This window comes from Paenibacillus tyrphae (assembly GCF_024158745.1).
GTDB classification, from domain to species: Bacteria; Bacillota; Bacilli; order Paenibacillales; family NBRC-103111; genus Paenibacillus_G; species Paenibacillus_G tyrfis_A.
In genome coordinates this window covers 35,829-62,222 of the sequence record NZ_JAMZAW010000038.1, presented here as the reverse complement: position 1 = coordinate 62,222, position 26,394 = coordinate 35,829, and the positions used below count along the sequence as shown (strand labels likewise).

Annotated in this window: 25 protein-coding genes; 1 reads left to right on the top strand and 24 read right to left on the bottom strand. The window is 53.1% G+C overall.

Annotated features, from left to right (window positions below):
- Nucleotides 1-210: 210 nt before the first annotated feature.
- From lysS to NI000_RS34335, 23 genes are all read right to left on the bottom strand, one after another.
- On the bottom strand, nucleotides 211-1,707 hold the full coding sequence (lysS, locus tag NI000_RS34445; RefSeq protein ID WP_253415838.1) for a lysine--tRNA ligase: 1,497 nt from the start codon (nucleotides 1,705-1,707) through the stop codon (nucleotides 211-213).
- Between the two features lie 86 nt (nucleotides 1,708-1,793).
- A complete protein-coding gene (gene greA, locus NI000_RS34440; protein WP_010501503.1) occupies nucleotides 1,794-2,270 on the bottom strand; it encodes a transcription elongation factor GreA in 477 nt (158 codons plus the stop codon).
- 200 nt (nucleotides 2,271-2,470) lie between these two features.
- Nucleotides 2,471-3,463 (bottom strand): tRNA dihydrouridine synthase DusB, encoded by a 993-nt coding sequence (gene dusB, locus NI000_RS34435; protein WP_063186845.1) that lies wholly within the window; start codon nucleotides 3,461-3,463, stop codon nucleotides 2,471-2,473.
- 28 nt (nucleotides 3,464-3,491) lie between these two features.
- A complete protein-coding gene (locus NI000_RS34430) occupies nucleotides 3,492-3,707 on the bottom strand; it encodes a helix-turn-helix domain-containing protein (RefSeq protein ID WP_010501498.1) in 216 nt (71 codons plus the stop codon).
- On the bottom strand, nucleotides 3,689-4,213 hold the full coding sequence (gene folK / locus NI000_RS34425) for a 2-amino-4-hydroxy-6-hydroxymethyldihydropteridine diphosphokinase (RefSeq protein WP_253415837.1): 525 nt from the start codon (nucleotides 4,211-4,213) through the stop codon (nucleotides 3,689-3,691). Before folK ends, NI000_RS34430 begins: the two co-directional genes overlap by 19 nt.
- Nucleotides 4,213-4,581 carry a dihydroneopterin aldolase gene (folB, locus tag NI000_RS34420; RefSeq protein WP_253415836.1) on the bottom strand — a complete coding sequence of 123 codons (369 nt, stop codon included), beginning with the start codon at nucleotides 4,579-4,581 and terminating at the stop codon, nucleotides 4,213-4,215. The genes folK and folB overlap by 1 nt, the downstream gene beginning before the upstream one ends.
- Nucleotides 4,582-4,629: 48 nt before the next feature.
- Nucleotides 4,630-5,460 (bottom strand): dihydropteroate synthase, encoded by an 831-nt coding sequence (gene folP / locus NI000_RS34415; protein ID WP_253415835.1) that lies wholly within the window; start codon nucleotides 5,458-5,460, stop codon nucleotides 4,630-4,632.
- Nucleotides 5,461-5,494: 34 nt separating this feature from the next.
- The gene (locus NI000_RS34410) at nucleotides 5,495-6,364 is read right to left on the bottom strand and encodes an aminotransferase class IV (protein WP_253415834.1); all 870 of its coding nucleotides are present in this window, start codon (nucleotides 6,362-6,364) and stop codon (nucleotides 5,495-5,497) included.
- Complete coding sequence (gene pabA, locus NI000_RS34405) at nucleotides 6,361-6,942, bottom strand: aminodeoxychorismate/anthranilate synthase component II (protein WP_253415833.1); 582 nt, start codon at nucleotides 6,940-6,942, stop codon at nucleotides 6,361-6,363. Before pabA ends, NI000_RS34410 begins: the two co-directional genes overlap by 4 nt.
- Nucleotides 6,939-8,501, bottom strand: coding sequence for an anthranilate synthase component I family protein (locus NI000_RS34400; protein WP_253415832.1), 1,563 nt, complete (start codon nucleotides 8,499-8,501; stop codon nucleotides 6,939-6,941). Before NI000_RS34400 ends, pabA begins: the two co-directional genes overlap by 4 nt.
- A gap of 375 nt (nucleotides 8,502-8,876) precedes the next feature.
- Nucleotides 8,877-9,815, bottom strand: a complete 939-nt coding sequence (cysK, locus tag NI000_RS34395) for a cysteine synthase A (protein ID WP_253415831.1) — start codon at nucleotides 9,813-9,815, stop codon at nucleotides 8,877-8,879.
- Between the two features lie 110 nt (nucleotides 9,816-9,925).
- Nucleotides 9,926-10,864 (bottom strand): peptidyl-prolyl cis-trans isomerase, encoded by a 939-nt coding sequence (locus NI000_RS34390; RefSeq protein ID WP_253415830.1) that lies wholly within the window; start codon nucleotides 10,862-10,864, stop codon nucleotides 9,926-9,928.
- Nucleotides 10,865-10,927: 63 nt separating this feature from the next.
- Nucleotides 10,928-11,800 carry an Hsp33 family molecular chaperone HslO gene (gene hslO / locus NI000_RS34385; protein WP_253415829.1) on the bottom strand — a complete coding sequence of 291 codons (873 nt, stop codon included), beginning with the start codon at nucleotides 11,798-11,800 and terminating at the stop codon, nucleotides 10,928-10,930.
- 89 nt (nucleotides 11,801-11,889) lie between these two features.
- Entirely contained in the window at nucleotides 11,890-12,657 is a 768-nt protein-coding gene (locus NI000_RS34380) for a type III pantothenate kinase (RefSeq protein ID WP_253415828.1), read from the bottom strand.
- Entirely contained in the window at nucleotides 12,654-13,541 is an 888-nt protein-coding gene (gene nadC, locus NI000_RS34375; RefSeq protein WP_253415842.1) for a carboxylating nicotinate-nucleotide diphosphorylase, read from the bottom strand. The genes NI000_RS34380 and nadC overlap by 4 nt, the downstream gene beginning before the upstream one ends.
- Nucleotides 13,534-15,147, bottom strand: a complete 1,614-nt coding sequence (gene nadB, locus NI000_RS34370; RefSeq protein WP_253415827.1) for an L-aspartate oxidase — start codon at nucleotides 15,145-15,147, stop codon at nucleotides 13,534-13,536. Before nadB ends, nadC begins: the two co-directional genes overlap by 8 nt.
- 35 nt (nucleotides 15,148-15,182) lie before the next feature.
- A complete protein-coding gene (nadA, locus tag NI000_RS34365) occupies nucleotides 15,183-16,121 on the bottom strand; it encodes a quinolinate synthase NadA (RefSeq protein WP_253415826.1) in 939 nt (312 codons plus the stop codon).
- A 299-nt stretch (nucleotides 16,122-16,420) separates the two neighbouring features.
- Entirely contained in the window at nucleotides 16,421-18,388 is a 1,968-nt protein-coding gene (gene ftsH / locus NI000_RS34360; protein WP_253415825.1) for an ATP-dependent zinc metalloprotease FtsH, read from the bottom strand.
- A 70-nt stretch (nucleotides 18,389-18,458) separates the two neighbouring features.
- Nucleotides 18,459-18,998, bottom strand: a complete 540-nt coding sequence (gene hpt, locus NI000_RS34355) for a hypoxanthine phosphoribosyltransferase (protein WP_010501468.1) — start codon at nucleotides 18,996-18,998, stop codon at nucleotides 18,459-18,461.
- A 16-nt stretch (nucleotides 18,999-19,014) separates the two neighbouring features.
- Complete coding sequence (gene tilS, locus NI000_RS34350; RefSeq protein ID WP_253415824.1) at nucleotides 19,015-20,448, bottom strand: tRNA lysidine(34) synthetase TilS; 1,434 nt, start codon at nucleotides 20,446-20,448, stop codon at nucleotides 19,015-19,017.
- An 83-nt stretch (nucleotides 20,449-20,531) separates the two neighbouring features.
- Nucleotides 20,532-21,443, bottom strand: a complete 912-nt coding sequence (locus NI000_RS34345; protein WP_253415823.1) for a protein kinase domain-containing protein — start codon at nucleotides 21,441-21,443, stop codon at nucleotides 20,532-20,534.
- A complete protein-coding gene (locus tag NI000_RS34340) occupies nucleotides 21,427-22,206 on the bottom strand; it encodes a vWA domain-containing protein (protein ID WP_253415822.1) in 780 nt (259 codons plus the stop codon). The genes NI000_RS34345 and NI000_RS34340 overlap by 17 nt, the downstream gene beginning before the upstream one ends.
- Before the next feature lie 133 nt (nucleotides 22,207-22,339).
- Nucleotides 22,340-22,816, bottom strand: coding sequence for a JAB domain-containing protein (locus NI000_RS34335; RefSeq protein ID WP_253415821.1), 477 nt, complete (start codon nucleotides 22,814-22,816; stop codon nucleotides 22,340-22,342).
- A 166-nt stretch (nucleotides 22,817-22,982) separates the two neighbouring features.
- Between NI000_RS34335 and NI000_RS34330 the strand changes: the two genes are divergently transcribed.
- Complete coding sequence (locus NI000_RS34330; RefSeq protein WP_253415820.1) at nucleotides 22,983-23,594, top strand: VanZ family protein; 612 nt, start codon at nucleotides 22,983-22,985, stop codon at nucleotides 23,592-23,594.
- Nucleotides 23,595-23,675: 81 nt separating this feature from the next.
- On the opposite strand, the gene spoIIE is transcribed toward NI000_RS34330, so the two are convergent.
- Nucleotides 23,676-26,171: a stage II sporulation protein E gene (spoIIE, locus tag NI000_RS34325; RefSeq protein WP_253415819.1), complete on the bottom strand. Its 2,496-nt coding sequence runs from the start codon at nucleotides 26,169-26,171 to the stop codon at nucleotides 23,676-23,678.
- Nucleotides 26,172-26,394: the final 223 nt, after the last annotated feature.

The window sequence follows — 26,394 nt, the reverse complement described above, 5'->3', positions numbered from 1 at the left end:
TCACATCTGCCTAGTTGATTGCAAGCATTATTTTTAATTTCTTTTTTCATGCTCGGCTCTTTCGAGCTCAACCGCAGAAGTGACAATGACTAATATACCAAACGCTCCTGCACTTTGCAACTGTTATTTTCTGCCTTTCGAACTAACTCTAGAGCAAACAAAAAAAACATGCTCCCTCATAAAGAGCGAAGCATGTTCTGCTTGTCTAAATTATTCGCCTTGACGCTCACGCATCAGCGGGAAAAGCAGCACGTCACGAATCGACGGCGCATTCGTAAGCAGCATCACCAGACGGTCGATCCCGATCCCGAGACCTCCGGTTGGCGGCATGCCGTATTCGAGAGCGCGCACGAAGTCTTCGTCCATTTCATGCGCCTCGTCGTTACCCTGCTCCCGCTCCACCAGCTGCGCTTCGAACCGCTCCCGCTGATCGATCGGATCGTTCAGCTCGGTGAAGGCATTGGCGTGCTCGCGCGCCACGATAAACAGCTCGAAACGGTCCGTGAACCGAGGGTCCTGCTCGTTCTTTTTCGCCAGCGGAGAAATCGCCACCGGATGCCCCGTGATGAATGTAGGCTGAATAAGCGTCTCCTCGACGAACGTTTCAAAGAACTGGTTCACGATATGACCGAAGGTCATCATCGGCTCAACCGGCACTTTGTGTTCTTTGGCCAAGCGATGTGCTTCCTCGTCCGTCATCTGAACACTGAAGTCAACGCCTGTCACTTCTTTAATCGCATCGACCATCGAGACCCGACGCCACGACGGAGCAAGATCGATTTCTTTATCTTGATACGTAATTTTGGTCGTGCCCAGCACTTCCTGAGCAATATGCGCGATCATCTCTTCCGTCAGCTTCATGATGTCTTTATAGTCGGCATACGCTTCGTACAGCTCAATCATCGTAAATTCCGGGTTATGGCGCGTCGAAATACCTTCGTTACGGTAGACCCGTCCGATTTCATACACTTTTTCCATCCCGCCGACAATCAAACGCTTCAAATGCAGCTCGATCGCAATCCGCATATACAGCTGCATGTCTAGCGCATTATGATGCGTGATAAAAGGACGAGCGGCCGCACCGCCCGCAATGGCATGCAGGGTTGGCGTCTCGACTTCCAAATAGCCGCGGGAATCCAGGTAGCGACGCATCGACTGAATGATTTTGGAACGCAAAATGAAGGTCTGCTGCACGTCTTGGTTCATGATCAGATCCACGTAACGTTGACGGTATCGCAGCTCGACATCTTTGAGCCCATGATATTTCTCCGGCAAAGGCAGAAGCGATTTGGACAGCACTTCTACCGATGTCGCTTTAACGGAAAGCTCGCCCGTTTTTGTCTTGAAGACGGTGCCGCGAACGCCGATCAAATCGCCGATATCCAGGAGTTCGTACGCCTTGTACTTGGCTTCTTCCAACGCATCGGCGCGCACGTAAATTTGAATCTTGCCGGTGATGTCCTGAATATGGGCAAAGCCCGCTTTGCCCATTTCCCGCTTCTGCATAATCCGCCCGGCAATGCTCACCTCGGCGGAAAGCGCTTCAAGGTCTTCCTTGGATTTGTCTTCGTAGGCTTTGAAAATATCGCCGGCATGGTGCGTTCTTTCGAACTTTTGCCCGAACGGATCTATTCCAAGGCCGCGCAGTTCATCCAATTTGTTGCGCCGAATTTGCAGCAATTCATTCAATTCCAATTCCACAGTCATGTTTCCAGCTCCTTGGTTCGTAAGTAAAGCTTCCCGGCTCTATAGTCAAAAAAGCTTCCTGAGGAAGCTCCTTTTGTTGTCGCCGTTTACTTCTTGATATCGATAATTTCGTACTGGATAACGCCTGCCGGTACGCTGACGTCGACGATTGCCCCTTTGCGCTTGCCGAGAATGGCTTTGCCGACCGGGCTTTCGTTGGAAATTTTATTTTGGAACGGGTCGGATTCCGCCGTACCAACGATGGAGTATTCGACGATATCCCCGAATTCGAGGTCCTTCAAGATGACGATGGAACCGACGTTCACAGCATCCGTATCGACTTCGTCGTTGTTGATAATCCGCGCGTTGCGCAGCATTTTCTCCAAAGTGATAACACGGCCCTCAACGAACGCTTGTTCGTTCTTGGCGTCTTCGTATTCCGAGTTCTCGCTGATATCGCCGTAACCGATCGCCACTTTAATCCGCTCCGCCACCTCGCGGCGCTTCACCGACTTTAAATGCTCCAGCTCTTCCTCGAGCTTTTTCAAACCTTCCTGCGTGAGAATGACTTCTTTTTCCGCCATTACTACCTATCTCCCGTCGTGTGAAAGATTTTCATATTTCGAGCCCAATCGAGTATGAATTCACTGATAATTACTATATGAACGCGACGCTGCTTGATGCCACCAACCGTCGGCCGCAAATGACTATTGACTGATTATATTGCAACCCCATTCAAATGTCAATTGAAGCCAAACGCCCCGGTTTCGCCCATCGAACCGGACTAGTGGACGGTTGCCTCGCGCTGGTCGAGCGTTTCGATAAAGTCGGTGAGAAGCTGAACCATGGCGTCCCGTTTCGTCTGCTCCATAATGGCGTCTTTGATCCGCGCCGCTCCGTGCAGCCCCTTCAAGTACCAGGCCAGATGCTTACGCATTTCCTTGACCGCCACCGCTTCACCTTTCAGCGCCGTCAACCGGTCCAAGTGCAGCACCGCGATGCGGATCTTCTCTTGCGGGCTCGGATCTGGAGGAAGCTCCCCTTTGGTCAAATATTGGATGGTCCGGTACAGCATCCACGGATTGCCCAGTGCCGCGCGGCCGATCATGACTCCGTCGACGCCTGTCTGGTCAAGCATCCGCTTCGCATCCTCGGGGGTAAAAACATCCCCGTTGCCGATCACCGGAATCGAAACCGCTTCTTTAACTTCTTTAATGATGTCCCAGTTCGCGTGCCCGGTATACATCTGCACTCTCGTGCGCCCATGAACGGATACGGCTGCGCCGCCGCCGTTTTCGACGGCTTTCGCATTCCGTACCGCGTAAATATGGTCGTCGTCCCAGCCAATCCGCATTTTAACCGTTAGCGGTTTGCTGACGGACCGGCTGACGGTCGAGACCATCTGCTCAATTTTGTCGGGATCCAACAGCCAACGCGCCCCCGCGTCGCATTTTGTAATTTTGGGCACAGGACAGCCCATGTTGATATCGATGATGTCCGCATTCGTATGCTGGTCCACATATTTGGCCGCTTCGACGAGCGTTTCGGTGTCGCCGCCGAAAATTTGCAGGCTGAGCGGCTTCTCTCTCTCATCGACGTACAGCATCTCCAACGTGCGATGATTCCCGTGCAGGATGGCCTTATCACTGACCATCTCGGCACAGACGAGGCCACAGCCGAACTCTTTCGCGATCAAGCGAAAGGCCGGATTGCAGACGCCTGCCATCGGGGCCAGAACCACTTTGTTCGGGGCGGTGACATTGCCTATCGTTAACATCGTATCTCTCCTTTCTGGGAAGGGTAATTTATTTACCGCTTGCTTGGAAATAAAGCTCCTCTGGCTCGATTCCCAGCGTTTCGCATATTTTACGAACGATTTTCGGGTCCGCCTTGCGCGTTCCCCGCTCGATGGAGCCGAGTACGGCAATGGAAACGTCCAACCGTTCCGCCAGTTCGTTTTGGGTAAATCCTTTTAATTTGCGAAAAGCGCGGATGCGCTGGGCTACTGCATTTTTTTCCAAAGTGTAACGCCTTCCTTTCCTTCCGCACGCTCCAAAAACGCCCGTAAAGGCACGGCCTGCGGCTGGTGATGAAGCTCCAATACCTCAATAAGAGGGATCAGAACGAATGCCCGCTCATGCATGCGCGGGTGCGGCAGTGTCAATTCGGGCTGCTGCCGTCTGACGTCGCCGTACATCAGCATATCAAGGTCAATGGTACGAGGGCCCCAGCGAATATCGCGGACGCGGCCAAGCTGCCGTTCCGTTTCCATCAACTGCTCCAGCAGTTGTTCCGGGGAGAGCGTCGTAGTCACCTCGATCGCCATATTCAAAAAGGGGGCTTGATCCGTATAGCCAACCGGATCGGTCTCATACAAGGCCGATTGGCCGGACACGCGAATCTGCGGATGCTCCTGAAGCAAACGAACGGCTTCCGTCAGGAAGCGCTCCCTGTCTCCGATATTGGAGCCAAGTCCGATGTAAACCCGTTCGCAAGCTTCGGCCGATTGCATATCTCCATCGTTCATCAGCGGACTTCCCGCTTCCTGTGAATTTCGATCGTGAAGCCGTCAAAATGAACGGCAACCGGCGGGTGCGGCTTGACGACGCGAACGGTCAATTCATTTATACTAGTATAAGTTCGCAATACCTCGGATGCAATATGCTCAGCCAGCGCCTCAATCAGCTTGAACGTTTTCTGCTCGACGATCGTTTTGATCAAGTCATGTACCTCGGCATAATTGACGGTGTCTTCCACCCGGTCGGATTTGCCCGCCCGGTCCAGCGGAAGGTACAGCTCCACATCCACATAGTAGCGCTGCCCCAGCTTGTTTTCCTCCGGGAAAACGCCGTGGTATCCGTAAAAGGCCATCCCTTTTAGCATCATTTTATCCAACTTCGTATTCCTCCTTCAAGTCGCGGTCGCGTCATGCAAGCAACCGCTTCATCGGTGCCGCGTTATAGCGTCGGTCATATCGGCAACACGCCGCATGGCTTTCACATCATGCACTCTGACGATCCGGCAGCCTTGGACAATGCCGAGCGCAACGGTAGCCGCGGTTCCTTCCACCACATCGTCCGTCGGCAAATCCAGCGCACGGCGGATCATGCTTTTGCGCGACGTGCCGAGCAGCACAGGATAACCTAAGGAGACGATCCGGTCCAAATGATTCATCAGCTGCAAATTGTGCTCGTACGTTTTGGCAAATCCGATGCCCGGGTCCAAAATAATCTGTTCGTCGCGAATCCCCGCTTGGTGCGCCCGACGAACCGTTTCCCGCAAATCCTCGATCACGTCTTGGATAAAGTTAGCATACACCGCTTCGGTGCGATTATGCATCAGAACGATCGGGCAGCCGTATTCTACAGCTACGCGGGCCATGTCCGGCTCCTTCTGCAATCCCCATATATCGTTGAGCAGGCTCGCGCCCGCGGCCATCGCTTGTCTCGCTGTTTCGGCCTTGTACGTATCGATGGAAATCGGCGTTTCGATGCCTGCCTGCCGCAGAGCGCGAATGACAGGAATGACCCGCTCCAGCTCTTCCTCCAGCGAAACAACAGGAGCGCTGGGACGCGTCGATTCGCCGCCTACGTCAATGATTTCGGCTCCCTGCGCAATCATCTCCAGCGCCCGGGCTACGGCAGCGATCGGATCAATGTACCGACCCCCGTCCGAGAAGGAGTCCGGGGTCGCATTGAGAATCCCCATCACGACCGTCCTCGACCCGCTCAACAACTGCTTGAGCTTGTTAGAATCCGTCACGCTAGCGTTCATAATCTTCCTCCTTGGCTTTAGCTATTATACCGCATCAGGAACAAATGTTCCTATATCGAGACAACAATCTTGCCGTGACAGGACCTGCCGTGCCGTCGCCGACGGTATGCGCGTTCCCTTCCCGGTCGAACAGCCCTGTGACAGGGACGATTTCCTGAATGGAGTTCGTCAAAAATACTTCGTCCGCTCCGGTAAGCCCTTCCCACCTGTACAAGCCCTCCGATACGGATAATCCGATCTCTCGCGCTATCGTCATCACGTAGCGTCTCGTGATGCCGGGCAGAAGCCCCGTTTCCGCCGAAGGCGTATGCAGCTCTCCGCCGCGGACAAAAAAGACATTGCTGACGATCCCTTCCGACAAAAAGCCTTGGGCATCCAGCAGGAGACCTTCTGCCTGAGCCGCCCAAGGATAGCGCCGTAATTCTTGTTTCGCCAAAATATTGTTCATATAATGCAGCGATTTGTGTCGAATCGTGCCTTCCGGCGAGTTTCGACGCAATTCGAGGAGCTGCAGCGGCTTGCCGCTGCTATAAACCGACGAATTGACAGGCGGCAATGATTTTACATAAAGAATTTCCGTAGGGTGCTTGTACGGTTCGGCCGGAAGACCGAGAATGTCCGTGCCCGCCGTAACCGTGAGGCGGAAGTAGGCATCCGTCAATGCGTTTGCTTCAAGCAGTCTGCGAATCCGGACCTGCAAGCCGTCCGGATCGGGAACGTAGCGGATATCCAGCTCCCGGCAGCCTGCGGCCAGCCGCTCGAGATGCCATTCCAGCAAAAAGGGACGCCCGCCGTAGGTGCGGAACGTCTCGAATAAGCCCATACCGTAAAGAAAACCGTGGTCGTATACGGAGACCACGGCCTTTTGTTCCTCTATGACGTTTCCGTTTAAATCGATTTTCACGCTTGGCCCACTGCCGTTTCGTTCAAGAAATTACGCAGCATTTGATGCCCGTGATCGGTAATGATCGACTCGGGATGGAATTGAACGCCTTCGATCGGGTATTCTTTATGGCGCAGCCCCATAATTTCACCCTCGGCCGTTTCGGCGGTGATCACGAAGCAATCAGGCAGCGTTTCTCTTTTTACGATCAAGGAATGATACCTCGTTGCCGTAAACGGAGACGGCATATCCTTAAAGACCCCTTGACCGTCGTGGAATATTTCCGAGGTCTTCCCGTGCATCAGCCGTTCTGCGCGGATCACTTCGCCGCCAAACGCCTGTCCGATCGATTGATGGCCGAGGCAGACGCCGAGAATGGGAATCCGGCCTTTAAAGCGCTCGATAAGCGACAGGCTGATTCCCGCTTCGTTGGGCGTGCAGGGCCCCGGAGAGATCAGAATATGGTTCGGCTTTAACGCTTCGATCCCCTCCAGATCGATCTCGTCGTTGCGGCGCACCTCGATCTTTTCGCCCAATTCTCCCAAATACTGCACCAAATTGTACGTAAACGAATCGTAGTTGTCGATGACCAAAATCATGGTTTTCTACCTCCCGCGGGACATGGATTTCGTTCGCTATATTGGATTGCTTTCCACATGGCTTTTGCTTTGTTTATCGATTCCGTGTATTCCTTCTCCGGGATCGAGTCAATGACAACCCCCGCCCCGGCCTGCACATATCCTGTGCCGCCCGCTGCGATCAGCGTACGTATGATTATATTAAATTCCATATCGCCGTTATAGTCAATCCAACCGATAGACCCGGTATATGGTCCTCTTCTCACCGGCTCCAGTTCCTCGATGATCTCCATGGTGCGAATTTTCGGAGCGCCGGTTATCGTGCCGCCCGGGAACGTCGCGGCAATGACATCGAAGGCATCGCGGCCCTCGGCCAGCTTCCCTTCAATTTCCGACACGATGTGCATCACGTGGGAATAGTACTCAATGACCATAAAGTCTTTGACCTTTACAGTCCCGTATGTCGAAATTCGTCCGAGATCGTTACGCTCCAAATCGACAAGCATGATATGCTCGGCCCGTTCTTTCTCGTGATGGATCAGCTCATCCGCAAGCCGCCTGTCTTCTTCCGGGCTCATACCGCGCGGACGGGTGCCTGCAATCGGACGGGTGCGGACAGTTCCTCGTTCAAGCTGGACCAGCAGCTCCGGGGAACCCGATACAAGCTGGAAATCGCCGAAACGTAGCAGCCCCATATAGGGGGAAGGGTTCACCAGCCGCAGCCATTCATAGATCTCTTCAGGCGATGCCTCAAGCTGCTTGTTCTGGCGCACCGATAGATTAACCTGAAACACGTCTCCGGCACTGATATAATCGCGGATTTTGCGTACCGCATCCATGTAGGCTTCTCTCGGAAAATCGGCAGCTATCCCTTCAATGGCGTCCACGTCCACCTGCAGGCGGTCTTCTTCCATCAGCTTCCGCTTCCAGACCGCTTCTTCCTGCAAAAGAGGATTGGCAGCAGCTTCCGTCAAGCGGTCCCACAAGCCTTTCATCCGGACCGCGGACTGCTCCGCTTCCTTATAGCGGGTTTCAAGCCAACCCGGTTCCTCTGCTTGTTGCGGCAAAATTCCCGTATGAACCGCACAAAACAGCTGATTGGTTTCATGATCGATAATCCAAAGCTCGTTCACCCGAACAAAGGCATAATCGGGCACGGGCAAATCGGCTTTCGCCCGGACTGGCAGCCGTTCAATGGTACGGATCACATCGTAGCCCCAGAACCCGATACAGCCGCCTATCCATTTCGGGGCCCCCTCGACAACCGGCGAGCGAAAAGGGGCGAGCCAGCTTTTGACCAGCTCTAACGGGGCTCCATGCCGCTTCTCTTCGCTGCCATCCTGTTGCGTGATTGTCGCCTCGCAGCCTGTTCCTTGAATAGCCGAAACGGGCCGAATGCCAAAAAAGCTGTAGCGGCCGCCCTTACCGCTCTCCAGCACGAAGGAACCGGGAGCCGCTTCCTCCCAAATAGGCGCCCAGGAAAGCGGGCGGCTTTGCTCTAATGAAAAACGGATAACATATGGAAGCACGGTATAGCCCTGAGCCCACTGCTGCCATTGATGATAGGATGTCAGGAGCATGTTCCGTCCTCCTTTTGCGTTCGTCGTGTAATGTTGGGATTAGTATACTTGAAATTGCGAACGAATAAAAGGGTGGTGAAAATTGGAGGGGATTCATCAGGAGATGAGTCGGAGATGAATCGGGAGAGCCCGGGCCCCTTGCGCAGTCTGCGGAGAAATCGCGTTTCGCTTCAGCTCAGACACGTTTTGCTCCATCCCCCTAGAATTTTATGGAAGTAGAAGGGGATGGAGCAAAAAACTCGCCGCGAAACGCGATTTCTCCTTCGACTATTCCACGAAGCAAAAGAACACCCCCCTTCCCTCCCAATTTCATGGGAGAGGTAGAAAGATAAAAGCCCGCTCAACCTTCGCAGGATGAACAGGCTTGTTGGCTTATTAGTCCTCGAATTGATACAGCGGCGTGGACAGGTAGCGCTCGCCGTTGCTTGGAACGACCGCGATGACGCGCTTGCCGGGGCCAAGTTCCTTGGCGATCTTCAGTGCGGCAAAGATGGCCGCTCCGGACGAAATGCCGCCCAAGATGCCTTCTTCTTTCGCTACGCGGCGGGACGTTTCGAATGCTTCCTCGTTCTCTACCGTAATGATCCCGTCATAAATGTTGGTATCGAGGATGTCCGGCACGAAGCCTGCGCCGATCCCTTGAATGCGGTGCGGACCCGGTTTGCCTCCGGACAATACCGGAGAAGCCGTAGGCTCGACAGCGTAAATTTTAATGTTCGGGAAGTGTTCCTTGAGCACCGAACCGGCGCCTGTAATCGTACCGCCCGTTCCGATCCCGGCAATGAAAGCGTCCAGCTTGCCGTCATGCGCGTTGATCGCTTCCACAATTTCCGGACCGGTCGTTTCGCGGTGAATTTTGACGTTCGCTTGGTTCTTGAACTGCTGAGGCATAAAGTAACCCGGATTTTCGACCAAGATTTCTTCCGCACGCTTGATGGCGCCCTTCATCCCTTCCGCTCCCGGCGTCAGCTCCAGCTGCGCACCGTAAGCGCGAAGCAGATTGCGGCGTTCCATGGACATCGTCTCCGGCATGACCAAAATCGCCTTATAGCCTTTAGCCGCGGCAACCATTGCCAGACCGATCCCCGTATTTCCGCTCGTCGGCTCAACAATCGTATCGCCTGGTTTGATACGGCCTTCTTGCTCGGCCACTTCAATCATGCTGATGGCAATCCGGTCTTTTACGCTGGCGCCCGGGTTTTGGAATTCCAGCTTCACGTAGATTTCCGCACTGCCCTCCGGCACGACACGATTTAATTTGACCAATGGCGTGTCCCCAATCAATTGCGTAACGCTTTGCACTAATCTGGCCATTCCGTTCTCCTCCTCAAGTTCACATCAAAATATCCGAGTAATTTAGTGGGTATTATATTGTAATCTTATCAACCCCTACGGTGGTTGTCAATACAATTCCCTGTTGTTTCCTAGAAATTTGCCCGGACGGATACTTTCCATTTATCTCGGAGCGTTCGCAGCGTCTCCTTCATCGGAGGAGCTTCCCGAAGGGCGAGATCTTTGCGGACCCGCTCTTGAACTGCCGCAGGCTCTTCCTTCGACGTTTCTTTACGCTCTCTCAGCTTGACGATGACATATTTGCCATCGACTTCGACGGGTTTTCCGATTTCCCCTTGCTTTAGCTGCTTGGCAGTCTTCATGATCGGGGCGGGAACGAACGGATCGCCCTCTTCCAGCCAACCTAAGTCTCCTCCGCTATCGCGCGTCGCATCATCAAGGGAACGCTCCTTGGCTACTTGCGCAAAATCGGCGCCTTTTGACAAATCGTTCAAGGCCCGCTGGGCCTGCTCCTTGCTGGCCGTCACAATCTGCTGGAGGCGGAGCTCTACACGTGTCTGGAATTCGTCCGGATGCGCCGCAATATAAGCCTTCACTTCTTCATCGGCAATCTGGATGTTGTGTATGGCAACTTTATCGGCCAACAGCTTGTGGTAAACATCCTCTTTGAGCGTATCTGGAGTTAAACCCAGCTGATTTTTCATCGTTTCTAAAAATGCTTGCTCGCTTTCGTACCCCTGCTTCATCCGCTTCAGTTCCTGCTGCACTTCGCTGTCGCCGATTTCGATGCCCAAGGCCTTCGCCTCCAAGCGCACCACTTCCCGGTCGATCATTCGGTCCAAGAGCTCGCGTCCGTGCGACGCCAGCAGCTGCGTTTCCAATTCGGCTAACGTAATCTTTTTCTCTCCGATCGTGGCCAAAATTTGCGCCTCTCCGTCCTGCTTCTGGGGGTCCGGATGTTTATCGGTAGGGGATGGGTATAAGGAGTGGGCCATTAATACGGAGGATAGGATGACTACCGCGACCAGCAACACAGCGATCATGCCCCATAATACTTTAATGTTTCGCATACCCTATCTCCTCGTATAATCACTCTCTATATAGACCGGGCGGCTGCTCGCCATCCTGTCGCTTTATATGGTTTTGAGAATCGCTTCAAGGTCTTCCCTACTGAAACGATAGGCTTCGTTGCAAAAATGGCACACGATTTCCGCTTTGCCGTCTTCTTCCAGGATTTGCTGCAATTCATCGCGCCCCAGACTTATTAAAGTCTGCTCGACGCGCTCGCGCGAGCATTTGCACTGAAAACGTATGTCGTCGCGTCTCTCCAGTACTTCGGCTCCGGGAAGCAGCGTAGCGAGGATGTCCTCCAGACGGTCTCCGCGGTCAAGCAAGGACGTAATCGGCGGAAGAGCCGCAAGCTCCTGCTCAATCTGTGAAATTTCGTCATCCGTTAACCCCGGCAGCAACTGAATGATGAATCCGCCGGCGGTCTTCACGGTATAATCCACGTCGACCAGCACACCCAAAGCGACAGCGGAAGGCGTTTGCTCGGATTTGGCAAAATAATACGTAAAATCTTCGCCGAGCTCGCCCGAAACGATCGGTATGCTGCCGCGGTAAGGTTCTTTGAGTCCAAGGTCTTTAATGACATACAAAAAACCGTCGGTACCGACAGCACCGGCCACGTCCAGCTTGCCGATCGAGTTCAAAGGCAAATCGACGGCCGGATTGTCCACATACCCGCGCACTTCTCCGTGAGCATTGGAATCCGCGACGATCTGGCCGATCGGCCCGCCGCCTTTGACTTGAACGGTCAGCTTCTCTTCGCCTTTAAGCATAATGCCCATCATCAGCGCAGCCGTTGCCGTACGTCCTAAAGCAGCGGTCGCGGTAGGCGTGGTCTGATGACGGCGGCGCAGTTCCTCGACAATTCCGGTGGTGCGGACGGCAAAGGCGCGTACTTTTCCTTCGTAGGCCGTGGCCCTGATTAAGTAATCTTGCATGACAAAGCTCCTTCTGTTCTAATGACGCTACAAACTAGAGTCCGAGAAGCCGGATTAAGGGGTCCTGCTTGTTGCGAATATGCAGACCTCTAGCCGATGTTGCGTTCGTATATAATTTGCAATCCCTGCAGCGTGAGAAGTGGATCGATCAAATCGATCGTACGCGATTCCCCTGCAATGAGCTCTGCCAGCCCACCCGTCGCGATGATTTTCGGCTCCACCCGGAACTCCTGTTTGATCCGTTCCACGATTCCGTCCACTTGACCGGCGAAGCCGTAAATAATCCCCGCTTGCATCGATGCGATTGTATTGCGGCCGACGACGCTTTTTGGCTTCACCAGCTCAATGCGGGGCAGCTTCGCCGCCCGTTGATACAGAGCTTCAGTGGAAATACTGATCCCGGGCGCCACGGCACCGCCGATGAACTGACCCTTCTCGTCAATATAGTCGAACGTCGTAGCCGTTCCAAAATCGACCACGATACAAGGCGAGCCGTACAGCTCAATGGCAGCGACTGCATTCACGATCCGGTCTGCGCCAACTTCCTTCGGGTTCTCGTAACGGATGTTCAGTCCGGTCTTGATACCAGGTCCTACGATCAACGGGGCTTTCTTCAAATAATTTAAACACAATTGTTCCAGTACAAACATCAGCGGCGGCACGACGGAAGAAAGAATGACACCATCGACTTGATTCAGGCCGATTCCCGCATGCTGGAACAGGTTGTACATGGTCATTCCGTACTCGTCCGAAGTGGCCGACCGGTTTGTGCTAAGCCGCCAGTGGTGAAGCAGTTGCTTCCCTTCGTAGATCCCGAGCACGATGTTAGTATTCCCTACGTCCACCACCAAGATCATGACCGGTTCACCTTTTCTCCCGCGGAACCTTTCTGTTCGTTCAGATCCAAACTGATATCAAGCGCCTGAACGGAATATGTCAGCCTGCCGACGGAAATGACGTCCACCCCGCTTTGGGCAATGCTGCGGACACTATCCAACGTAACGTTACCCGATGCTTCTACCATGATATGCGGAGCCTGACTTTTCATGCGCTGTACGGCTTGCGACATTTGCTCCGGCGACATGTTGTCGAGCATGACGATGTCGGGACCGGCCGCTAACGCTTCTTCAAGCTGCTCGAAGTTCTCCACTTCGACTTCAATCTTCATCGTATGCGGAATTTGAGCGCGGGCCGCCGAAATGGCTTCACGGATTCCTCCCGCTCCCTTGATATGGTTGTCCTTGATCATAACGGCATCATATAATCCGAACCGGTGGTTATGTCCTCCCCCGATACGAACCGCATATTTCTCCAGCATCCGGTGGCCCGGCGTTGTTTTGCGCGTATCCACAAGACGAACCGGCAGTCCTTCCAGCCGGTCCACAAACTGGCGCGTACGCGTGGCAATGCCGGACATACGCTGCAGCAGATTAAGTGCGAGCCGCTCCCCGAGCAAAATGCTGCGGGTGCTACCGTATACTTCAGCGATGACAGTGCCGTACCGGGCCGCCGCGCCGTCATTCACCTTCACTTCGAACCGAAGCTGCGGGTCAACCAATGCGAAGACCGCTTCGGCCACCGGAACCCCGGCGATTATGCCCTCGTCTTTGACGTGAATAATGCCTTTGGCTTGCGATTCCGCCGGAATCGTCGTCATCGTCGTGACGTCGCCCATCCCGATATCTTCCTCAAGCCAAGCCCGCAAGCTGCGGTCCAGATTCGACCGGTTCAACTCAAACATCATCAATCCGTCCTTCCGTAATGCCGTTGGCACGATTAAACACGGTATGCTTGCGCCAAACCACGTCATCTTTTTCCGGGAAGTCCTCCCGGTAGTGTCCCCCGCGGCTTTCCTGCCTAATCAAAGCGGCTTGCGTCGTCAGAAGCGCGCAGATGAGCAGATTGGCAAATTCATATTCTTCCCGCTTGGCCAAACAGCTGTCGAAGATCGATACGTGACGCTTCAGCTCGTCGTGACCTTTTTCCAGTCCTTGAGCGTGCCGCTTGAGTCCCGCGTACCGGAGCATTACCTTTTGCAGCTTGAGCTTTTTTTCGACAACGGGCTGAATGGCGTTATCCTTCGATCGCTGCTCCTCCCGGATATGGGGAAGCTCTGCAATCGGCGGCAAGCCGTCAATTCGCTCCACAATTCGCCGCCCGAACACAATCGCTTCGGAAAGCGAGTTGCTGGCCAGCCGGTTGGCCCCATGTACCCCCGTAGAGGACACTTCACCGCACGCAAACAGCCGTTTTACAGCCGTTTCTCCGTGCAGGTCGGTTTCTACGCCGCCCATCATGTAATGAGCTGCGGGAGCTATCGGAATCCAATCGGACGACAAATCGAGCCCGTAGGACAGGCAGTATTCATAAATGGTCGGAAACCGGTGCTTCACCGTTTCTTCCGATTCGTGCGTGAAATCAATATAGACGAAGGTCGACTTGGTGTTTTCCATTTCACTGACGATCGCCCGGGCGACAATATCCCGCGGAGCAAGCTCCAGCTGCGGATGGTAGCGCTCCATGAACCGCTCGCCATTAATGTTGCGCAGTACGGCCCCTTCCCCGCGTACCGCTTCAGAGATGAGAAACCTCGGGGCTCCCGGATAGCACAAAGCCGTCGGATGGAACTGAATAAATTCCACGTCCCGGATATTCGCTCCTGCCCGGTAAGCAATCGCAATGCCGTCTCCGGTGGCGATATCGGGATTGGTCGTATAGCGGAACAATTGCCCCGCTCCGCCGGTACAGAGGATGGTCGCCTTCGCATGAACGATCACCCGGCTGCCGTCCGGCTTTTGAACCAGTGCGCCATAGCATTCGCCGTTATCCGTAATTAAATCGATTACAAAATGGTCATCCCAAATCTCAATATTCGGGTCCTGCTTCGTTCGCTCGGACAACGCACGCACGATTTCCGCGCCGGTAGCGTCCCCTTGCGCATGAAGGATGCGCCTCTGGCTGTGCGCCCCTTCTTTCGTCAGCGCATAGCGTCCGTCTTCCATATCGAATTCGGTTCCCATCCGGATCAAATCCGCAACCCCGGCGGGCCCTTCATGCACGAGAACATCCACGGCCGCAGAAGAGCAAAGTCCGGCTCCCGCGATCAGCGTATCCTGCCGGTGATAGGCCGGCGAGTCTTCGTCCGAGATGACTGCCGCGATACCACCCTGAGCGTACCGGGTATTGCTGTCGAGCAGCGATTTTTTGGTGACCATCAGCACTTTGTGGTTCTCAGCGGAACGCAGTGCCGTGAAAAGACCGGCGATTCCTGCGCCGATCACAATGACGTCGGTATGTACCTGCGGCAGCTGCCGCACGTCGAAATTAACCAAATAACGAGGTATCATCAGCTCTCACCCGTTCAACAAGGAAGTAGCGCATGCTACTTGACCTGCAGCATGCGCTCCAAAGATGCTCTGGCTTTGTCGGCCACTTGCGGCGGAACATAAATTTGGGGTTGGTTCGTTTCCAGACATTTAACCACTTTTTTCAAGTTGTTTACCTTCATATTCGGGCAAACCAAATATTTGGTGGCAAAATGGAACTTCTTGTTCGGGCTGTCGAGCCGAAGCTGATACCCCGTACCGTCTTCCGTACCGACGATAAACTCCTGGCAATCGGATTCCCTGCAATATTTGATGATGGCCGTTGTACTGCCGACAAAATCGCCAAGCTTGACGACCTCCGGACGGCATTCGGGATGAACCACGAATTGGGCATTCGGATATTGAGCTTTCATCTCCTCAACATCTTTGACGGTCAGCATGTCGTGAGTGTTGCAATATCCTTCCCAAATAATCATTTTCTTATCGGTAAATTTGGAAACGTAATCACCAAGGTTTTTATCCGGTACCCAGATGATTTCATCGGAGTCGACCGAATTAATGACTTTGATCGCGTTGGCCGATGTACAGCAAATGTCGGTTTCGGATTTGACGTCCGCCGACGTATTAATGTAGGCCACGACTTTGGCGTTCGGATGCTTCTGCTTCAGGGCCCGCAGACCGTCGACATTGACCATGTCGGCCATCGGACAACCTGCCCGCTCGTCGGGGATGAGTACGGTTTTGTTCGGGGCCAATATTTTTGCACTTTCGCCCATAAAATGCACGCCGCAGAACACGATCACATCGGCGTCGGTGGAAGCGGCTTTTTGAGCCAGCAGGAACGAATCCCCGCGAAAATCGGCTACCTCTTGAATCTCGTCGCGTTGATAATAATGAGCAAGTATAATGGCATTCCGTTCTTTCTTCAGCTGGGCGATCCGCTCTTTCAGCTCTTTTTGCTGTTCCGCTTTACGCTCCAACGCTAATGCTTCCATGACGCACCATCCTTTTTTTCGTATGACCACCCTGATGCTTCCAACTCATATCTCTCTGGAACGTGCTGCAACTACTGGTGAAAATGTTCACAAAGTGTTTAAAGATTTACACTTAATTTACACAACAGACCGGGCGGTGTCAATGCTGAAATAGGTACAAAAAGGCCCGAATATAACGGTTTCGTATTATGGGCCGATTCGCTCCCTTTCCTAAGGCTAGTTTCTCAATAAACGTCCCGTTTTAGCCTGTACAGAAAAGGAAAAACCGGTGCTTTGCGGCACCGGTTTTATTTGCAAAATTATTTATTTTCCTCTTTGTCGCCATCCGACTCGTTTTTCTCGAAATCGAGCTTGTTGGCTTCGGATTCTTGATGCTGTCCTTGGATGTTCACTTTCACATCTTCCGGCTTCGCTTCCCCGTCTTCTTTCACGGGTCCGAGCTTGCCGGTCTCGATCAGCTCGCGAATCTGTTCTTTCTCCAACGTTTCTTTCTCGATCAACGTTTCGGCAACCAAGCGCACTTGGTCGCTATACTTGGTCAAAATGTCTTTGGCCCGGTCATAGCAGGCGCGTATAATCGATTGCATCTCTTGGTCGATCTCGTAAGCGATGGCATCACTGTAGTTCTGTTCATGTCCGATATCCCGGCCCAAGAAAACTTGGCCTTGAGTCGTACCGAACTGCATCGGTCCGAGCTTATCGCTCATCCCGTACTCCATGATCATGCGGCGTACGATGCCTGTGGCTCGTTGGAAGTCGCTATAAGCACCCGTTCCGATTTGACCGATGAACAGTTCCTCGGAGACGCGTCCTGCAAGAAGTCCGGTGACTTTGTCAAGCAGCTCGTTCTTTGTCTGCATCATCCGGTCTTCGCCTTCCTTCGGCAGCATCATGACGTAGCCGCCCGCGCGGCCGCGCGGAATGATCGTTACCTTGTGCACAACGTCAGCGTCCTCGACATGAATACCGACGATCGTATGGCCTGCTTCGTGGAAGGCGACCATCCGCTTCTCGCGTTCGCTGATGACGCGGCTCTTCTTCTGCGTTCCGACAATCACGCGGTCAAACGCCTCGTCGATCTCATCCATCGAGATGTCTTTCCGATTGCGTCGGGCTGCAATAAGCGCCGCTTCGTTCAACAGATTTTCAAGGTCCGCACCCGTAAATCCGGTTGTGTAACGGGACAGCTGATCCAGCTTCACATCTTTGGCGAGCGGCTTGTTGCGCGCATGCACCTTCAGCACCGCTTCGCGGCCTTTTACATCCGGACGGTCAACGGTAATTTGACGGTCGAAGCGTCCCGGACGCAGCAAGGCAGGGTCCAAAATGTCCGGACGGTTCGTCGCGGCCACGATGATAATTCCTTCGTTGGCGCCAAAGCCGTCCATCTCAACCAGAAGCTGGTTAAGCGTCTGCTCGCGCTCGTCGTGCCCGCCGCCTAATCCGGCGCCGCGCTGACGGCCGACAGCATCGATTTCATCTATAAATATGATACAAGGGGCGTTTTTCTTAGCATTTTCGAACAAATCGCGTACGCGGGAAGCACCGACACCGACGAACATTTCCACGAAGTCGGAACCGCTGATACTAAAGAACGGTACACCGGCTTCACCGGCTACGGCTCTGGCAAGCAGCGTTTTACCGGTACCCGGAGGACCGACCAACAGAACCCCTTTCGGGATGCGGGCGCCTACGGCTGCAAATTTGCGCGGGTCTTTCAAAAACTCGACAACTTCAACCAGCTCTTGCTTTTCCTCATCGGCTCCGGCAACGTCCTCGAACGTGACGCGCTTCTTCTCTTCGTTATAGAGCCTCGCCCGGCTTTTGCCGAAGTTCATGACTTTTCCGCCGCCACCCTGCGCCTGATTCAACAGGAAGAAAAACAGGATGAAGATGATCACAAACGGGATAATGGAGGTAAGGAAGCTGATCCAAACATTGTCCCCTTCCATTTTCTCGATGTAAACGTTCCCTTGGGGAATGTCGCTGTTTTCAATCAAACGGAAGATTTGCGGGTCATAAGGCGCACGAGATTCGAAATTTTTCTTATCCGCAGAAGCGTTCTTATATTTCCCCCGAACCAGATACGTTTGAGCATCGTATTTTACGATGATGGATTCGACATTCTTTTCGATTAAGGCCACGCGGAGCTTATCGTAGCTAATGGTGTCTTTCTGTTCATTCTGCGTGCTGATAAAATGAACGATTCCGACGGTGACCAAAAAGATGAGCAGATAAAAGCCTGTATTGCGAATAATGCGATTCATCCCCTACCTCCTCTCAACAACGGCAACTTTGTATATTGTACCACAGCAAGTCTTGGCATCTCAAGAAATGCTATTGGGAGTAAACTTCGGGCTTCAGCACGCCGACGTACGGCAGGTTCCGGTATTTCTCCGCATAGTCCAAACCGTATCCCACCACGAACGCGTCCGGGATCACGAAGCCTTTATAGTCTGCATCCAACTCTGCCGATCTACGCGCTGGTTTGTCGAACAACGCGGCGACTGTAATGGAAAGGGCGTTGCGGCGTTCGAGCACGTCGATCAAATAGCTTAGCGTCAAGCCGCTGTCGATAATGTCCTCGACGATCAGAATGTGGCGGCCCTCCACGGAAATATCGAGGTCCTTAATAATTTTGACCACACCCGACGATTTCGTCGATGCGCCATAGCTGGACACGGCCATGAAATCGAGCTCAAGCGGAATCGTGATCTGCTTGACCAAATCGGCCATAAAGATGAACGCGCCCTTCAGTACGCAGATGACCAACGGGTTGCGTCCTTCGAAATCGCGGCTGATCTGCTCGCCCATTTCTTTGATTTTGTCTTGAATTTGCTGCTCGCTGTACAGTACTTCTTGAATGTCGTTTTGCAAGAGAGGTCCTCCCACTTTAATAAAAATCTTTGCCATGAATATCCACTTGAATATGTAGCATTCGCTTCGTCCGACCGGTTATCGCAGCGGCTGAAGACCGCCGAACGCCCGGTACCCAAAGCACGCTGCCGCCGGCGTCCGCAAGAATCGGAATCGTCTCACGCAAGGTAGGAGGTACTTTCGCATCGATGAACATATCTTTTACCTTTTTCGTCCCGTTTAGTCCGAGCGGCTTCATCCGGTCTCCCGGAAGGCGGCTTCGGACCGTGAGAGGCATGGCAAGTTCCTCTGCATCGAAACAGGCGGTCCAGGCATCGGTACATTCGGGGTGCCCCTTTTCGCTGTCCAAGGAGCGGAGCGTAAGTCTGACTCCCGTCTCGGGAATCGCAAGCTCCGTCTGGCCTTCGCGCAGTATGTGCGCGTAAGGGAGAGGTCGTAACACCATAGTATGAACCGCAATACGATCATATTCCCTGCTGAGCGCGATGTTCTGCCCGATTTCCAATCGAAAATTGGACGGTCGTTCACGCAGAACAGCCGTCCGAAATTGTTCGACTTTCAGGAAATCCATGGAATCCGGGTCGGAAGCAAGATAATTTAATATTAGTTTAATCAACCGCCTTTGTAAAGCAACATGTACCCCTGTAAACCATTTTGCGGAAAAGCTGTAACAAGCGTTTTTTCGGGTTACGTGCCGCTCGCAGATCCGCCGGACTTCCCGGTCCATAAAATCGTCTTCTCCGGCCACCGTCTCCGCCAGCCGGTTCAACGCCGCGGGCAGCTGTTCGTTGTAGCGGGACAGAAAAGGAAGCACGTCCATTCGCACCTGATTGCGAACGTACTTTCTCTCCAAATTGCTGCTGTCCGTACAATACGGCAGTCCTTCCGCTTCGCAGTACCGGATAATATCCGCTTTGTATATACGCAGCAAGGGGCGTATGAGTTCCAAACCATTTTCTGCCATTCGGCGCACCGGAATTCCCGACAATCCCGAAGGCCCCGTTCCGCGCAGCAGCCGCATCAGCACCGTCTCCGCCTGATCGTCCGCATGGTGGGCGAGCGCGATTCGCCGCGAACCCGTTCGCCTCGCGACGTCGAACAAAAACTCGTACCGCTTGTCCCGGGCGGCAGCTTGGGAGTTCCGACCCGTTTCTTCTATAATACGGGGCATGTCGATGAAGGTCGTTTCCACAGGAAGGCCCCATCGCTCGGCGAGCGACTTCACAAGCTCCGCCTCCCGGTCCGATTCGGCGCCCCGGAAGCCGTGATTCACGTGAGCGACGGTGAGCCGGAGACGATAACGGTCAGATAACGCAAAAAGGAGGTGCAGCAGCCCGACGGAATCGGGTCCGCCCGATACCGCCACGACCACGCCATCCCCCGGTTCGATTAACGCTTCATCTTGTATGAACCGCTCCACTTGCACGGATAATGTTTCCGCCGTCTCCATGAATGAACAACCTCTCGTCTGACGAACCTTCCCGTTTGACTATTACCCGATCCGGGCCGTCTTGAATTGCCTTAGTATACATTTTATTGCAAGACGAAATAAATGGCCGCGCCGAACATCACCAAGGAAGCGGCGAAGCACAGCTTAATCCAGCCCCCTTTGACTGGCTTCTTGCGCACCGGACGGTAAGCCGAGCCGCGGGCGCGCCAGTCGGCCAGCGCTTGCTTGGAGCTCGTGTAGCGACCCGTCAGCGCTTTGCGCAGCACGGGGGCCGACGGCGCGAGCAGCGCATTGCCCTTCAGCATATCGAGCAGCCACTCGACGTTGCGGTTCTGCGGCAGCAGTGAGTTCACGGAATGAAACCGGCGTTCCCGGTCCGTCACGTTGAGCACCAGCACGGCGAAAGAGAACAGATCGTACGCATCGTCCGACATCCGCGTGCCGGCATTCCAGAAGCCGCGGTCGTACACCTCGGTAAACTGCTTCACCGCGCGCCCTTTGGCCGTTACGCCGCCGAAATCGATCAAGGCCACGTCGCCGTAACCCGATATGATCATATTCTCGGCTTTCAAGTCGCCGAAGACGAAGCCGCTCGCATGCAGCTCGGACAGCTTCCGCAGCAGGTTCAGGCCGATGAGATGAATCCAATCGCTGCCGTACTGCTTCATGTATTCCGTCAAGGACTTTCCTTTGATATACTTTGTGACGCAAAAAGGATAATCCGTGCCTTCCCATGAAAAATCGTCGACATCAATCAACGTCTGCTGAAACGATGTGGCCGATTGGGACAACGCCTTCAGCGCATTGACCTCGGACTGATGATCCACGGCGTCGAAACCGACCTTAAGCGCGTAATACCGCTTCCCCCGGGAAACCAGATATACTTTGCCGTTGGCTCCTTCGCCAAGCAGCCGCTCCACACGGTATGCGTTATGATTCCATTTGCCGTTTACGAGGGTTCCCGCCGGAAAAGCGGGCCTAAACGACGTAGTCACCGAATATCCCATCCTCGCTTGATCTCATACGGCTGTCGGCCGTCCGCCGATCCCCCGCTGCATTATGCTTGCTTCTATATGTATCATCGGCCGAGCCGTTCATGAATTCAACGACTTTGAGCAGCGCCGGTCCTGTCGGCGTCGTACCCTTCATGTTTAATTTATAAAACAACCGGTTCAAATTTGCAAGGTCGCGGGTCCAGCCGATGTCCATCTCGACCTCCTGATCGCCCGATACGTTGCCCGGAAAATGAAAGACGGACAGCAGGCTCTCGCCCATCCGCGACTGCAGACTGAGCTGAAGATCGCAGATCGCTTCCTTGACGGCCGGCAGTTTCGGCTTCATACTGGCGCTGGCGTCGATCAGCAAAGCGACCTTCAAATCCGCAGTCTCCGTCAAATCGTCAATGACCCGCACCACTTCGGACCGCTGCTCCGGCGGCAAAGCCTCCAGTTTCGTCGTCTGCCCCAAAATGCTCCGCAGCTCTTGTCCGACCACCTGCTGGATCGTCTGAACAACTGTTTTGCGCGTCATCATCTGCATCGTTTGCGAGAGCTGCGACGGCTGCACGGTCCGGCTCATGCCACCGCCCGCTGCCGAAATCTCGTCGATCTCGGAAGCGCCCAGTTCGCCGATCTCGCCGGCATCCAGCACCCCGATGACGTGAACGATAATTCCTTTCGCTTTCGCTTCCGCCGCCGCGACAACCGGGCTGATTCCGACATTGGAGCAGCCGTCGGTCATAAGTATGATCTGCTTCATCTGTTCATCCTCCCATCTATCTATTACCCAGTTTTTCCAGTTGGGAGAATTCTAAACTTGCCCTCCAGTGTGACATTTTGAACAATGAAGAAACAAAAAATCCGACCCCGCTTAAGGAGTAAGCGGATCGGATTCATTTTTCGGGTTCAGACTGGCCCTTGTTCAGCAATCCTTGCTCAGCCATGCTGCAATACTTCCCATCGCCTGTTATGATATGGTCGAGCACTTCGATCATCATCAGACGGCCGGCTTCGACAATCGTTTGCGTGATTTCGATATCCTCTTCGCTTGGCGTCGGGTCGCCGGATGGATGGTTATGGAACAGCACGATACTGGCTGCATTGTTTAAAATGGCCGCTTTGAAAACTTCCCTTGGATGAATCAGCACAGCATTCAATGTGCCGATGGCGAGGACATGAATACCCGCCACAACATTTCGCGAATCCAGCGTCAGAATGCCAAATTTCTCAACCGATTCGTTATTCAAATCGAGAACGGTTTGAATAATCTGGTTTGCATCCTCTGGAGAGCTTACTTTTTTACTATTCAAATGATATAACCCACTTTTTTCTTTGACTTGCTTAACCGAATAGAAGTTTATTCTTTCCATCTTCAGGCTCCTTTCGGAATCCAACTTACCTTATTGTACTGGATTCCACACCCTTCCAGCAAACTCCTGTCGGTTTATAAAAACCCTGCATAAGTACATTCCATTTGTTACCAATATGGGATATAATATTCCGGATACGACCGCTTTCGGACAATACTCCTAGGATTTGTTACTGATCCACAATTTTAAGGAGGTAATAATTATTTTAACTGGAATACCGCTTGGAGTATCGCTTGTAATTGCAGTAATTCTCACAGCCTTACATAACATTTCAACCAAAAAAAATGTAATAAAAAATCTTACATTGTTGATCTTTTATCTACACATTTTAGTTGTTATTTCAATAACACTCTTTCCAATTCCTGTGCAATCCAACCTATTGTTAAGCCTCAAACGGGGCAATATAGAACCTAATATGAATTTTATACCTTTTAAAAGTATTATTGATATTATGCAAAACTCTGTATCTCCTTTCGTAGCTGTTAAACAAATCGCTGGAAACATTCTCATGTGTGCTCCTTTTGGATTTTATGCGCCACTACTATTTCAACACATTAAATCTCCAATCAGAATAGTAATCTACGGTATTCTTTTCGGATTATGTATTGAATTATCCCAATTGATTATTGGCGTTGGAATTGGGTTCTTTTATCGAAGCTTGGATGTAGATGATATTATTTTAAATACTATAGGCGTTACACTTGGCTATGCCTTTTTAACGCTGTTAAAACGCTTTGACATAAAAAACTCATTATATCAAAAAGTTTTTAAATCCTGATTTGTGTAGAACAATATTAGGTTTAACTAACTAAAAAACGTCCTGAAACACAGGACGTTTTTTAGTTTGGTAGCCTTTATTTCAGCTCACCGTCTTCGGACGGTCGACGCGCTGCATGCCGGGCCAACGGAACGTTGCCCACTCCGGCTGGAACTTCGAGATCCGCGCGACGACCACCGTCATGTCGTCATAAATGTCCCCATGGTGATAACGCACCACCCTCTCCAATAAAATGTCGGCAAAATCCTGCGGGCTGTCCGCCTCGATCTCGCTGATCATCCGTTTCATCCACAGCTCCTTATTCACCGCATGGCCCGGCGCGTCGTAAATGCCGTCCGTCATCATGATCAAAATATCGTCATGCCGCAAAGGCACACTGACCAGATCGACGTCGATATCATGCACGATCCCTACGGGCAAATTGTTGGCCGTAACCGGGACTACCTCATCCCCTCTCTTGATAAAACTCGGCGTCGAGCCGATCTTCAAAAAAGTGGTCTGCGCGTTATACAAGTCGACAAGCGCCACATCGACCGTCGCAAACATCTCGTCCGACGAGCGCAGCATCAGCACCGAATTGACGGATTTGATCGCCAGCTTCTCGTCCATGCCGGATTGCAGCAGCTGCTGCAAAATCGACAGCGCCGTGCTGCTCTCCGCCCGGGCCCGCTCGCCATTGCCCATGCCGTCGCTCAGCGCGACCGCAAACTTGCCGTTGCCAAGCTCCACGGTGCTGAAGCTGTCGCCCGACAGCAAATCCCCTCCTTTGGCCGCCCCGGCCACCCCGGTTTCCACCTCGTATTCCTTCGCCGAACCGAACAGCACCGTGCTGTAGCCTTCCTTCCGCTCCATCGCCTGCTCGTTCTTGACGGCAATGTTCTCCCCGACAATCTCGGAGAGCAGCGGCGCGATGATTTTCCGGCATTCGTCAAAGCCTCTCGTATATTGATGCACGATTTCGATCTCGACATTGCCTTCGTCCAAGCTGATGACGTCGATGCTATGTATGGAGAGCCCCAGCTCCTCCAGCGCGCTGCGGATCTGCTCTTCCTGCATGAAAAGCTCTTGTCCTTCCCGTTTGATCTCTTTTGCCAGGTCCTCCATCACCTGGGATACTCCGGACAATTGATCCGCTACGATCTGGCGGCTGTCGACGATCTGTTTCTTCCAATGCTGATCGTGCTTGTACAATTGATACTGCTGCTTCATCACCTCCAATACTTGATCCGGCTTAATGCACTGCTTCTTCCACTGCGGCCGGATATCCTTGCGCGACATATTTTCCCGAAGCTCCACCTCCGTCATCATATCGGTCATAAACTTATAAGTCTGATAAAACTTGCCGTCCCAGCACTGCTTCTTCTTCCAGCAGTTCGTGCACGACTTCTCCGCCACCGAATTCATGAAATGGCCGACTTCCTCCTCCTTGCGCGCCGGCTGCGCATCGACGGTCACCTGCTTGAAGCTGCGAGAGAGCTGCTTGAACACCTCGGAAAATTGCTCGACGCGGCTCGCGGTCACATCACGTACCCGCTTGGCGTAATCTTGCTGCGACTTCAGATTTTCCTGCGTTCCCGGCACGTATTTCGCCAGCATCTGAATGACTCCCTTCGGCGTCATCAGGAACAGCGAGACCGCCGCCACCGATTCCCACGTGGAATATATCACCTCCGACGAATTCCCCAAATAAAAGGAAAGAATGGAAGAACCGATCAGCATGCCGAGCGCTACCGCCATTTTGTTGCCTTCACGCAGCAGCCCGGCAAGCATCCCCGCAAACGCCAGCAAGCTCATCTGATAAATGGCGCTTGCATTCGCGAGGCTTAGAATGAGCCCGGAGATGACCCCCACGGAAGCCCCGAGCGGCGCCCCGCCAACGAGCGCAAACAACAGGATCAAGTACCGCGACATCACATGCTCCAGCGTAACCGGCCCGATGAGCCAGCCCACGGTCCCCGTCATCACCGAAGCAAGCAGAATGATCAGACAGATGACTTCTTCGTTTTTTAAATTGTAATTTTTGCGGGTTAAGGTAAACACGGGAATCGCTTGCAGGAATATATGCGTTAGAATGAGACTAAGCGTCGATTCGATGCCCGTCATCATCAGCGTATACCAGCTCAGTTCCGCAGAGGCCAAATGGGAGAACAGTTGAACAAAGAACGTGGCGGCGAACACGATTCCCGGGGCATACGAGATGTCAGACCGCTCGAACCGCTCTACGCCTTTTTGGATTAATAAGAAGACCAACATCTGCGCGACCAGGTATCCCGTATGCTTCGGATCGATGGAGAACAGCCCGCCCGCGGCCAGAAATACGCCGGACCAATACAGCAACTCCCGCCGCAAAAAATACATGACCGCGAAAAAGGCGACCGCGAACGGCGCGAGCTGATCGAGAATCATCGCCCGGCCCAGCAAAAACGCCATCAGCAGCAGCAATATCGACCATTTCTTGGCGACGAACCACTGCACCAACCGGTTTTTCACGACCAACGCAACTATGCCTTGCTTGATCCGAAGCACCCATCCCGACGCTGCCGTTCCCATTGCATTCATACTTTGACGTTTTTGCATATTTTCATCACACCACCCATAGACTATTAGTGGTCTTAGTATATAAGCTGTCCATCGGAAAGTTTGTCAGAATGCGGGGGCTGGTCCAAAGTTTTTTCCGACAAAATGAATTGCTGCCTCGAATCGCCCTGAACCAGCAGGTTAACGGAAATTGGAAGCGCTATCACAAAAATCCGCTTCATGCTCTTCACTTTATGTTCGGGCCTTGTTCGCAGCGGACCTT

Coding starts and splice junctions, on each gene's coding strand:
- ftsH (WP_253415825.1), bottom strand. CDS start 18,388: ATGAATCGCATTATTCGCAATACAGGCTTTTATCTGCTCATCTTTTTG.
- lysS (WP_253415838.1), bottom strand. CDS start 1,707: ATGACTGTGGAATTGGAATTGAATGAATTGCTGCAAATTCGGCGCAAC.
- folP (WP_253415835.1), bottom strand. CDS start 5,460: ATGAACGCTAGCGTGACGGATTCTAACAAGCTCAAGCAGTTGTTGAGC.
- cysK (WP_253415831.1), bottom strand. CDS start 9,815: ATGGCCAGATTAGTGCAAAGCGTTACGCAATTGATTGGGGACACGCCA.
- NI000_RS34390 (WP_253415830.1), bottom strand. CDS start 10,864: ATGCGAAACATTAAAGTATTATGGGGCATGATCGCTGTGTTGCTGGTC.
- nadC (WP_253415842.1), bottom strand. CDS start 13,541: ATGTTTGAGTTGAACCGGTCGAATCTGGACCGCAGCTTGCGGGCTTGG.
- NI000_RS34400 (WP_253415832.1), bottom strand. CDS start 8,501: ATGCTCCTGACATCCTATCATCAATGGCAGCAGTGGGCTCAGGGCTAT.
- dusB (WP_063186845.1), bottom strand. CDS start 3,463: ATGTTAACGATAGGCAATGTCACCGCCCCGAACAAAGTGGTTCTGGCC.
- NI000_RS34380 (WP_253415828.1), bottom strand. CDS start 12,657: ATGATCTTGGTGGTGGACGTAGGGAATACTAACATCGTGCTCGGGATC.
- nadB (WP_253415827.1), bottom strand. CDS start 15,147: ATGATACCTCGTTATTTGGTTAATTTCGACGTGCGGCAGCTGCCGCAG.
- NI000_RS34340 (WP_253415822.1), bottom strand. CDS start 22,206: ATGAAGCAGATCATACTTATGACCGACGGCTGCTCCAATGTCGGAATC.
- tilS (WP_253415824.1), bottom strand. CDS start 20,448: ATGGAGACGGCGGAAACATTATCCGTGCAAGTGGAGCGGTTCATACAA.
- NI000_RS34335 (WP_253415821.1), bottom strand. CDS start 22,816: ATGGAAAGAATAAACTTCTATTCGGTTAAGCAAGTCAAAGAAAAAAGT.
- spoIIE (WP_253415819.1), bottom strand. CDS start 26,171: ATGCAAAAACGTCAAAGTATGAATGCAATGGGAACGGCAGCGTCGGGA.
- pabA (WP_253415833.1), bottom strand. CDS start 6,942: ATGATTTTGGTCATCGACAACTACGATTCGTTTACGTACAATTTGGTG.
- greA (WP_010501503.1), bottom strand. CDS start 2,270: ATGGCGGAAAAAGAAGTCATTCTCACGCAGGAAGGTTTGAAAAAGCTC.
- nadA (WP_253415826.1), bottom strand. CDS start 16,121: ATGGAAGCATTAGCGTTGGAGCGTAAAGCGGAACAGCAAAAAGAGCTG.
- folK (WP_253415837.1), bottom strand. CDS start 4,213: ATGAACGATGGAGATATGCAATCGGCCGAAGCTTGCGAACGGGTTTAC.
- hslO (WP_253415829.1), bottom strand. CDS start 11,800: ATGCAAGATTACTTAATCAGGGCCACGGCCTACGAAGGAAAAGTACGC.